At 72.4% G+C, this 9,913-nt stretch carries 9 protein-coding genes; 1 reads left to right on the top strand and 8 read right to left on the bottom strand.

Annotation, left to right across the window (positions count from 1 at the left end; genetic code table 11):
• The first annotated feature begins 227 nt into the window (after nt 1–227).
• Nucleotides 228–1,580, top strand: a complete 1,353-nt coding sequence (locus tag DV20_RS10735) for a C15 family peptidase (protein WP_043778967.1) — start codon at nt 228–230, stop codon at nt 1,578–1,580.
• Between the two features lie 196 nt (nt 1,581–1,776).
• Here DV20_RS10735 and DV20_RS10740 read toward each other — a convergent pair whose 3' ends face one another.
• The 8 genes from DV20_RS10740 to DV20_RS10775 form a co-directional block, all read right to left on the bottom strand.
• Nucleotides 1,777–3,873, bottom strand: a complete 2,097-nt coding sequence (locus tag DV20_RS10740) for a primosomal protein N' (protein WP_043778969.1) — start codon at nt 3,871–3,873, stop codon at nt 1,777–1,779.
• A gap of 163 nt (nt 3,874–4,036) precedes the next feature.
• Complete coding sequence (metK, locus tag DV20_RS10745) at nt 4,037–5,239, bottom strand: methionine adenosyltransferase (RefSeq protein WP_043778972.1); 1,203 nt, start codon at nt 5,237–5,239, stop codon at nt 4,037–4,039.
• A gap of 93 nt (nt 5,240–5,332) precedes the next feature.
• Entirely contained in the window at nt 5,333–6,553 is a 1,221-nt protein-coding gene (gene coaBC / locus DV20_RS10750; RefSeq protein ID WP_167344373.1) for a bifunctional phosphopantothenoylcysteine decarboxylase/phosphopantothenate--cysteine ligase CoaBC, read from the bottom strand.
• On the bottom strand, nt 6,546–6,815 hold the full coding sequence (rpoZ, locus tag DV20_RS10755; protein ID WP_013224624.1) for a DNA-directed RNA polymerase subunit omega: 270 nt from the start codon (nt 6,813–6,815) through the stop codon (nt 6,546–6,548). Before rpoZ ends, coaBC begins: the two co-directional genes overlap by 8 nt.
• Nucleotides 6,812–7,468 carry a guanylate kinase gene (gene gmk, locus DV20_RS10760; protein WP_152603667.1) on the bottom strand — a complete coding sequence of 219 codons (657 nt, stop codon included), beginning with the start codon at nt 7,466–7,468 and terminating at the stop codon, nt 6,812–6,814. Before gmk ends, rpoZ begins: the two co-directional genes overlap by 4 nt.
• Nucleotides 7,465–7,782: an integration host factor, actinobacterial type gene (mihF, locus tag DV20_RS10765; protein WP_003096398.1), complete on the bottom strand. Its 318-nt coding sequence runs from the start codon at nt 7,780–7,782 to the stop codon at nt 7,465–7,467. Before mihF ends, gmk begins: the two co-directional genes overlap by 4 nt.
• A gap of 107 nt (nt 7,783–7,889) precedes the next feature.
• The gene (gene pyrF, locus DV20_RS10770; protein ID WP_043778975.1) at nt 7,890–8,738 is read right to left on the bottom strand and encodes an orotidine-5'-phosphate decarboxylase; all 849 of its coding nucleotides are present in this window, start codon (nt 8,736–8,738) and stop codon (nt 7,890–7,892) included.
• An 8-nt stretch (nt 8,739–8,746) separates the two neighbouring features.
• On the bottom strand, nt 8,747–9,913 hold a 1,167-nt coding region (locus DV20_RS10775), incomplete at its 5' end, for an ATP-binding protein (RefSeq protein WP_043778977.1).

Here is a 9,913-nt window from a genome sequence, read left to right on the forward strand (position 1 = left end):
GCTCCCGGCCCGTCGATCAACGGTGATTCGGTCCACCGGCGGGTCGAGATTCACTGTCCACTTCGGACGTGCCGCTTGAACGCGGGCCCGGCCCTTTGTCGCTCCCCGAGCGAACTGGTGGTTGCGGCTTCCGGCCGAAGTCCGGCGGAACCCGACTTATGCGGGTTCCGCCGGCGACGCGGTCGGCGGAAACTCGGCCGCGTCGCCCACGACGTGGAGGGAAATCCGTGCGCCTGTCCGCCCTGCTCCCCCTGCTCGCCGCCGTTCCGCTGTTCGCGTTCCCCGGGGTGGCCGCGGCCGCGCCCGGCTGTTTCGACTCCGCCGCCGGGCTGACCGTCGAGGAACAGCGGCTGACCGCCTCCCTGCCGGCCGGCGGGCCCGCCGTCGGCCCGGAGCTCGTGCGGCTGGCCGCGCTCGACCCGTTCGTCGCCGAGGTGAAGCGCGACCTCTGCGCCGCCCGCACCCCGCGGCGCGCCGGACGCGTCGTCACGCAGGCCGGTGACCGGCTGTGGCGGACGGCCGTCGACCGCGCCCAGGGGCGCCGTCCGGACCTGGGGACGCTCGACCGGTTCGACGACCGGCCGCTGTACTGGGCGCGGCTGCAGCTGAGCAGCGCGATCCGGCAGTGGCGGCCGTCGTTCGCGCTGCCGGACCGCGGCGCGCTGCTCACGGCGTTCGACCGGGGTTCGCGCGGCCTCGACGACGTCCGGTTCCCGCTCGGGAAACCGCGGCGGGTCATGGTGAGCGGCTTCGACCCGTTCCAGCTCGACGGCACCGGCGTCCGGATCTCGAACCCGGCCGGGGCGTCCGCGCTGCAGCTCGACGGGCGGGTGCTGGACACGCCGTCGGGTCCGGCGGTGGTGCAGGCGGTGAACTTCCCGGTGGTCTGGGGCTACTTCGACGAAGGCATCGTCGAAGCGGCGTACGGCGAGGCGTTGCGCGACCGCGCCCGGCGGCCGGACGTGATCATGACGATCAGCCAGGGCCGCCCGGGACGGTTCGACATCGAGCGCTGGGCCGGAGCCTGGCGCGGCGGCTTCCCGGACAACAACAACGCCTCGGTGACGGGTGGCGTCCCGTCGGCGGCGGGCTGGCCGCAGCCGGACCTCCAGTTCATCGAGACGACGTTGCCGTATTCGCGGATGCTGGAGGTGACGGGCGATTACCCGGTCAATTTCAATCAGGCGTTCTGTGTATGGCCGGACGCTTCACAGCCGGGTACCGGGACACCGGTGTGCCGCTCGGACGCCCCGGCCCCGGGAGAAATCGCGGCTTCGGGCGGCGGCGGGAATTACCTTTCCAACGAATCGATGTACCGGAGCAACCGATTGCGGCTCGGCTTGGGTCTGACGACCCTGCCCGGCGGCCACCTGCACACGCCGGTGCTGGGCCAGCCGACGGCCCCGGACGCGCTGACGGACGCGGATTTCGAGGCCCGGCGGCAGACGATCGCGGCCGAGGTGGTTTCGCTGGTGACGGCCGCCGCCGCGGGCGACCGGGCTCCGGCCGCGCCGCCGCGCACCGCGGACTCCGCGCGCGCCGCGATCGAATCCCTGCCCGGCACGGTCCTCCCCGGCTGATGCCCTCCCCAACACGGATGATGCCCCGCCGATCACGCGAGATGCCCCGCCAGCCACGCGAAATGCCCTCCGGACACGCGAGATACCTGCTCGATCACGCGAATGCGCAGTTCCGCCCGCGAACCACCTGTGCGGCAAACGGCATCTCGCGTGATCAAGGGGGCATCTCGCGTGATCGGAAGGGCATCACGGGCCGTCAGATGAGATCCAGCGGATCGAGCTGAATGCGAATCGGCTCCGTGGCCTTCTTCGCGTCTCGGCGGGCCGCTGCCGCGTGGATGGCCGAGGACAACGCCTTGCCCTCCGCTCGGCTCACCCGGACCAGGGCCCGCTCGCGCTCGGCGTTGCCCTCCTCGTCCAGCTCGCCGATCGGGACCGGGCCCAGGACCTCGCCGGACGGGGGCAGGGGCAGGTCCTCGAGCAACGCCGCCACCGCGTCCGGGCTGCCCTCGACGCTCGCCATGCGCATCGCCGGGGGGAAGCCCAGCTCGCGGCGCTCGCCCAGCTCCTGGGCCGCGTGCCACGCCGGGTCCCAGCGGACCAGGGCCTGGACCACCGCGAGTCCCGCCTCCGCGCCGACGATCACGCGGCCGCCGGCAGCCGCCGGGCGGACCAGGGCGGCCGCCGCCATCCAGCGGCGGAGCGTTTCCTCGCCCGCCCGCAGGTCCTGGCGGCCCAGCAGGGCCCAGCCGTCGAGGAGCAGGGCCGCGCCGTAGCCGCCCTCGGCCACCGGCTCCGCGCCCGGGGTGCACACCACCAGCGCCGGTTTGCCCGGCACCGACTCCAGGACCTCCGCCGCCCCCGACGTGCGGACCGGGACGCCCGGGAACGCGCGGCCGAGCTCCTCCGCCGTCCGCTTCGCGCCGACGATCACCGCGCGCAGCCGGACCGAACCGCACGCCGTGCAGCGGAACGCCGTTTCCGGGACGCCGCACCAGCGGCACGCCGGCGGTTTCGGCTGCCCGTCGAGCGTTCCGCCGGGCAGGGCCAGCGGCCCCGCGCACCGGCGGCAGTGCGCGGGTGTCCGGCAGTTCCCGCAGGCCAGACCGGGGACATACCCCCGCCGCGGGACCTGCACCAGCGCCGGGAGGTCCGCCGCGAACGCCTGGCGCGCCGCCTCGAACGCCACCGCCGGCAGCCGCGCGACCCGGGCGGCCTCGTCGCGGGCGACGTCGAAGTCCTCGCCGACCGGGGTGACGCGCGGGGCCGCCGAACGCAGCACCGTGCGCTCGGCCAGCACCGGCGCGGCCCAGCCGGATTCGACGAGCAGCTGGGCTTCGGCCGTCCGGGCGAACCCGCCGACCAGCAGGGACGCCTTCGCCGCGTGCGCGCGGTCCATCAGGACGTCCCGGACGTGCGGGTAGGGCGCGTGCTGGTCGAGGTGCAGGTCGTCGCCGTCGTCCCAGACGGCGAACAGGCCGGGGTCGTGGACCGGCGCGAACATCGCCGCCCGCGTCCCGACCACCACCCGCACCGCGCCGCGCAGCACGGCCAGCCAGCGCCGGTAGCGCTCGGCGGGCCCGAGCCCGGCGATCAGGGCCACCACGGCGTCCTCGCCCACGACCGCCGCGCAGGCCGCGTGCACCCGGGTCAGGTCGCGGTGGTCGGGCACCACCAGCACCGCGCCCCGGCCCCGCGCGGCCACGGCGCCGGCGGCCTCGGCGAGCCGGCGTGGCCAGTCCTCGCCCGGCAGGGCCTGCCAGACGGCGTTCGCGGGCTTGCCCTCGGCGAGGGCCTCCACGAACGCCGGACCGCGCTGGTAGCGCGCCCAGGCCGTGGTGTCGGGCGCCTCGGGGGGTCCCGCCGGCGAGACCGGCGGTTCGCCCTCGGCTTTGGCGTGCCGCGGCGGGATCGCGAGCCGCAGGACGTCGGACAGCGTGCCGCCGTAGCGGTCGGCGACCGCCCGGCAGACCGCCTGCAGCGACGGCGGCAGCACCGGCTCGGAGGACGTCACGCGGTCGAGGAACGCCAGTTTGCTGCCGTAGTCGCTGGTTTCGCCGCGTTCGATCAGGTAGCCGTCGACCAGCTGCCCGGCGAACCGGACGCGGACGCGGCAGCCCGGCACGGCGGCCTCGTGCAGCTTCTCCGGCACGAGGTAGTCGAAGGTGCGGTCCAGGTGGGCCAGGGGGATGTCGACGACGACCCGCGCGACCGGCCGCTCGGGCGCGGGCGACTGGGCACCCTTCGCCTTCTGCCCCGGCTTCGGCGGTTTCCGGGCACGCGAGGGCGCCGCCTTCGGCGAAGGCGGCTTCTCCGGGAGGTCCCAGAGGGCGGCGGGCTCGGAGCTGCTCACGCCCTGATCTCTACCAGACCCCACCGACAGCCTGACCGGAGAGGCATCACGCGTGACTGGCGGGGCATCTCGTGTGATTGGAGGGGCATCACACGTGATTGAAGGGGCCTCACACGGAAGGCCGTCCCTCGGGTGAGGGACGGCCTTCCGGTGTGTGAGCGTGTCAGGCGCCCGCTGCGGCCTTCAGGGCCTCGGCGCGGGCCGTGCTCTCCCACGGCAGGCCCAGCTCGGGCCGGCCGAAGTGGCCGTACGCCGCCGTCGGGGCGTAGATCGGGCGGAGCAGGTCGAGGTCGCGGATGATCGCCGCCGGCCGGAGGTCGAAGACCTCGATGATGGCCTGCTGGATCTTCGACGGGTCGACCGTCTCGGTGCCGAACGTCTCGACGAACAGGCCGACCGGGGCCGCCTTGCCGATCGCGTACGCGACCTGCACCTCGGTGCGGGAGGCCAGGCCCGCGGCGACGACGTTCTTGGCCACCCAGCGCATCGCGTACGCGGCGGACCGGTCGACCTTGGACGGGTCCTTGCCGGAGAACGCGCCGCCGCCGTGGCGGGCCATGCCGCCGTAGGTGTCGACGATGATCTTGCGGCCGGTCAGGCCGGCGTCGCCCATCGGGCCGCCGATGACGAACCGGCCGGTCGGGTTGACCAGAAGGCGCGCGTTCGAGGTGTCGATGCCCAGGCCCTCGAGCTCGGGGCCGACGACGTGCTCCTTGACGTCGACGCTGAGCATCCGGTCCAGGTCGATGCCGTCGGCGTGCTGCGAGGACACGACGACGGTGTCGAGGCGCACCGGCTGGTCGCCGGCGTACTCGATGGTGACCTGGGTCTTGCCGTCCGGGCGCAGGTACGGCAGCACGCCGTCCTTGCGGACCGCGGTCAGCCGCTTCGACAGCCGGTGGGCCAGCGCGATCGGCAGCGGCATCAGCTCGGGGGTGTCCGAGCAGGCGTAGCCGAACATCAGGCCCTGGTCGCCGGCGCCCTGGCGGTTGATCTCGTCCTCGTCGGACTCGACCCGCGACTCGTACGCGGTGTCGACGCCCTGGGCGATGTCCGGCGACTGGGAGCCGATCGCGACGTTGACGCCGCAGGAGTTGCCGTCGAAGCCCTTGGCGGAGGAGTCGTAGCCGATCTTGAGGATGACGTCGCGGACGATCGTCGGGATGTCGGCGTACGCCTCGGTCGTCACCTCGCCGGCCACGTGCACCTGGCCGGTGGTGATCAGGGTTTCGACGGCGACGCGGCTGCGCGGGTCCTTCGACAGGAGGCCGTCGAGGATGGAATCGCTGATGGCGTCGCAAATCTTGTCGGGGTGCCCTTCGGTCACCGACTCCGAGGTGAACAATCTGCTGCTGGACGCGGTCACGGTGGCCGTCACTTCCTCACCTAGTCGTCGGATGCCCAGTGGGTTAGGCACCCCTTACCTGTGCAAGCGTACTGACTATCGCTCGGGGGACGGTCAACGCTTCATGAAGCTCACAACAGCGTCCCACAGAGTGGACGCGAGTTCAGCCTTCGCGCCCAGCGGGATCGCGATTTCGGTGCCGTCGGCCCCCAGCAGCCAGCCGGAATTGTCCTCGGTGCCGAACGCCTTGCCGTCGCCGACGGCGTTCACCACCAGCAGATCCGCACCCTTGCGCTTGAGTTTGACACGGGCGTGGTCGAGAACGCTCCCCTGCGCGTCGCCGGTTTCCGCGGCGAATCCCACGACCACCTGTCCGGAACGCCGGTTTTGCACCAATTCGGCGAGAATGTCGGCATTGCGGTCGAGCGTGATGACCGGGTCCGGCTGGTCGTCGGACTTCTTGATCTTGTGCTCGGCCCGGTTCGCCGGCCGGAAGTCGGCGACCGCGGCGGCCATCACGACGACGTCGGCGGCCTGGGCCGCGGCGTGCACGGCCTGCCGCAGCTCCTCGGCCGTCGAGACGTGCTCGACGACCGCGCCCGCCGGATCCGGCAGCGCGACCGTGTGGGCGGCGACCAGCGTGACGTCGGCGCCGCGCTGGGCGGCGACGCGGGCCAGCGCGTAGCCCTGCTTGCCGGACGAGCGGTTGCCGAGGTAGCGCACCGGGTCCAGTGGCTCGCGCGTGCCGCCCGCCGAGACGACGACGCGGACGCCTTCGAGGTCGCGCGGGAGGGCGTCCGGGCGGGCCAGCAGCAGCCGGGCCAGGTCGACGATCTCGGCCGGGTTCGCCAGGCGGCCCTTGCCGGTGTCGGCCCCGGTCAACCGGCCGGAGTCGGGCTCGGTGACGATCATGCCGCGCGAGCGCAGCAGGGCCACGTTGTCGCGGGTGGCGGGGTGCTCCCACATCTCCGTGTGCATCGCCGGGATGAAGGCGACCGGGCACCGGGCGGTGAGCAGGGTGTTCGTCAGCAGGTCGTCGGCGAGGCCGTGGGCGGCCTTGGCGAGCAGGTTCGCCGTGGCCGGGACGACCAGGACGAGGTCGGCTTCCTTGCCGACGCGGACGTGCTGGACCTCGGGCACCTCGGTGAACACGCCCGTGTGCACCGGGTGCCCGGAGAGGGCTTCGAAGGTGGCCGCGCCGACGAAGTTCAACGCGGCTTCGGTGGGGACCACGCGGACGTCGTGACCGGACTCGGTCAGCCCGCGCAGCACCTCACAGGCCTTGTAGGCGGCGATGCCGCCGCCCACGCCCAGGACGACGCGGGGTTTACTCACCCTCGGTGTGCTCGAGCAGGCCGCCGTGGATCTCGCGCAGCGCGATCGAGAGCGGCTTCTCGCGCGGGCCCGGCTCGACGAGCGGGCCGACGTACTCCAGCAGGCCCTCGCCCAGCTGGGCGTAGTAGTCGTTGATCTGGCGGGCACGCTTGGCCGAGTAGATCACCAGCGCGTACTTCGAGCTGACCTTTTCGAGCAGGTCGTCGATCGGGGGGTTGGTGATGCCCTCGAGCTCTTCGGTCAGGGCTACCTGGGTGGTCACTCGTGAGGCTCCGCTTCTTCGGAAAACTGATCAGCAGTAATCAAGCTTAGCAAGTGCTCGGCGGCCTCCCGCACGTCGGCGTTGACGAGGCGGTGGTCGAACTCCCCCGCCGCCGCCAGCTCGCGCTCCGCTTCGGCCAGCCGGGCCTGCACGGCGGCCTCGTTTTCGGTGCCGCGTCCGGTGAGCCTGCCCACCAGTTCCTCCCACGACGGCGGCATCAGCATCACCAGCCGGGCCTCCGGCATGGCCGCGCGGACCTGGCGGGCACCCTGCAGCTCGATCTCCAGGACGGCCGGGCGGCCCTCGGCGAGGGCCTTCTCGACCGGCTCGCGCGGGGTGCCGTAGCGGTTGCCGGCGAACTCGGCCCATTCCAGCAGCCTGCCGTCGGCGACCATCGCGTCGAACTCGACGCGGTCGACGAAGTGGTAGTGCGCCCCGTCGACTTCGCCGGGACGCGGCTTCCTGGTGGTGACCGAGACGCTGAACCAGACGTCGGGCTCCAGCTTCCGCAGCTCGCCCACCACGCTCGACTTCCCGACCCCCGAAGGCCCCGATACGACGGTGAGCCGGTGCCGGGGGAGGTCCCCCGTCACCGGCTCACCGCCGCGGTCGGCGCCCCGGTTCACCGGGTAGTCACGACCGGCGCCGTTCACTCGCCGCTGAACTCGGCCAGCAGCGCCTTGCGCTGCCGGTCGCCGAGGCCGCGAAGGCGACGGCTGGGGGCGATCTCCAGTCGTTCCATGGTCTGCTGCGCGCGGACCTTGCCGACGCCCGGAAGGGCCTCGAGCAGAGCCGAAACCTTCATCTTGCCGAGGACTTCGTTCTCCTCGGCCTGCTTCAGCACGTCGACCAGAGTGGTACCGCCCCGCTTCAGCCGCTCCTTCAGCTCAGCACGGATGCGGCGAGCGGCGGCGGCCTTCTCCAGCGCCGCAGCGCGCTGTTCCTCTGTCAGCTGGGGAAGTGCCACGTTTTCCTCCGGTAGTTCTCAAAACTGGGTGGGTGACGCGACGGTACCCACCCGTGAGCACCGGCCACAATGCGGGGGTGCCTGGTGGGGGCCCGTTCCGACCCCTGCTATTGGCCGTTTTCCTGCGGGTCGGCCAGCACTTCGGCGACCCGTTCGACCGCTTGGCGCAAAGCCGCTTGCTCCGGACCGTGCTTCAGGATGTCCCGGGACGAGGCGGGCAGGACGCCCGGCAGGGACGCACCGAACAGGGCCCGCAAATCGGCCACAGTGGCTCCCTGGGCCCCGAAACCGGGTGCCAGCACCGGACCGTTCAACCGCGAGAGATCGAGCTCTCCCGGCGGAACGGTGGCGCCGACGACGACACCCGCATCGCCGAGCGGTTCCGCGCCTGCGTTGAGTGAAGCCACGGAGTCGACGATCGCCTGCGCGACCGTGCGCCCGTCGGGCAGTTTCGCGTTCTGCACTTCGCCCGCTTCCGGGTTCGAAGTCCGGGCGAGCACGAACAGGCCGCGTCCCGCCGCGACGGCCGTTTCGGCGCATTGGGCCAAAGAGCCGAAGCCCAGGTACGGCGAAACGGTGATCGCGTCGGCCGCGATCGCCGCGCCCTCGGCGACGTACGCCGCGGTGTAGGCGGCCATCGTGGAACCGATGTCGCCGCGCTTGACGTCCAGCAGCACCAGCGCACCCGCGTCCCGGGCGGTTTCGACGACCCGTTCCAGCACCCGGACGCCGTCCGGACCGAAACTTTCGAAGAACGCCGACTGCGGCTTCACGATGGCCGCGTGCGCCGCCAGGACCTCCGTGGCCGACAGCGCGAACCGTTCCAGGCCCGAGACGTCCACCGGGAGCCCCCAGGCCTCGATCAGGCCCGGGTGGGGGTCGATCCCGGCGCACAGCGGGCCGCGGGCCGCGACGGCCTTGGCCAGCCGCGCCCCGAACCGCTCGCGCCCGCTCACGACCCCGCTCACGACTTCGCCTTCAGCGCCGCCTGGAGCTCCTGCAGCGACCGGACCCCGATGTCGCCCCGGATCAGCGCCTCGATGCCGTGCACCGCCGCCGCGGCACCCTGCACGGTGGTGACGCACGGGATGTCGCGCGACACCGCCGCGGTGCGGATTTCGTAGCCGTCGACGCGCGGACCGCTGTTCCCGTACGGCGTGTTGATCACCATGTCGACGTCGCCGTCGAGGATGACGTCCACGATGTTCGGCTCGGCTTCGGTCGAACCCTCGTAGTGCTTGCGCACCACCGTGCAGGCGACTCCGTTGCGGCGCAGCACTTCCGCGGTGCCGGAGGTGGCGAGGATTTCGAAGCCGAGGTCGGCCAGCCGCTTCACCGGGAACACCAGTGAGCGCTTGTCGCGGTTGGCGACCGAGACGAACACCCGGCCGGATGTGGGCAGGGAGCCGTAGGCGCCGCTTTGGGACTTGGCGAACGCCTTGCCGAAGTCGACGTCGACGCCCATCACCTCGCCGGTGGACTTCATTTCCGGGCCGAGCAGCGAGTCGACGCCGTGGCCTTCGGGGGTGCGGAAGCGGTGGAAGGGCAGCACGGCTTCCTTCACCGCGACCGGCGAGTCGGCCGGCAGCTGCCCGCCGTCGCCTTCGGCCGGCAGGACACCGCTCTCACGCAGGTCCTTGATCGTCGAGCCGGTCATGATCAGCGCGGCGGCCTTGGCCAGCGGCACCGCCGTCGCCTTGGACACGAACGGCACCGTCCGCGACGCGCGCGGGTTGGCCTCCAGCACATACAGGACGTCGTCTTTGAGCGCGTACTGGACGTTCAGCAGCCCCCGCACGCCCACGCCGCGGGCGATCGCCTCGGTGGAGCGGCGCACAGCCTGCAGGTCGGTGTGCCCGAGCGTGATCGGCGGCAACGCGCACGAGGAGTCACCGGAATGGATCCCGGCTTCCTCGATGTGCTCCATGACCCCGCCGAGGTAGAGCTGCTCGCCGTCGAACAGGGCGTCGACGTCGATTTCGATGGCGTCGTCGAGGAACCGGTCCACCAGCACCGGGTGCTCCGGGGTGACCTCGGTGGCGCGGCGGATGTAGCCGGCCAGCGTCTCCTCGTCGTAGACGATCTCCATGCCGCGCCCGCCGAGCACATAGGACGGCCGCACCAGCACCGG

The organism is Amycolatopsis rifamycinica (assembly GCF_000695625.1).
Taxonomy (GTDB): Bacteria; Actinomycetota; Actinomycetes; order Mycobacteriales; family Pseudonocardiaceae; genus Amycolatopsis; species Amycolatopsis rifamycinica.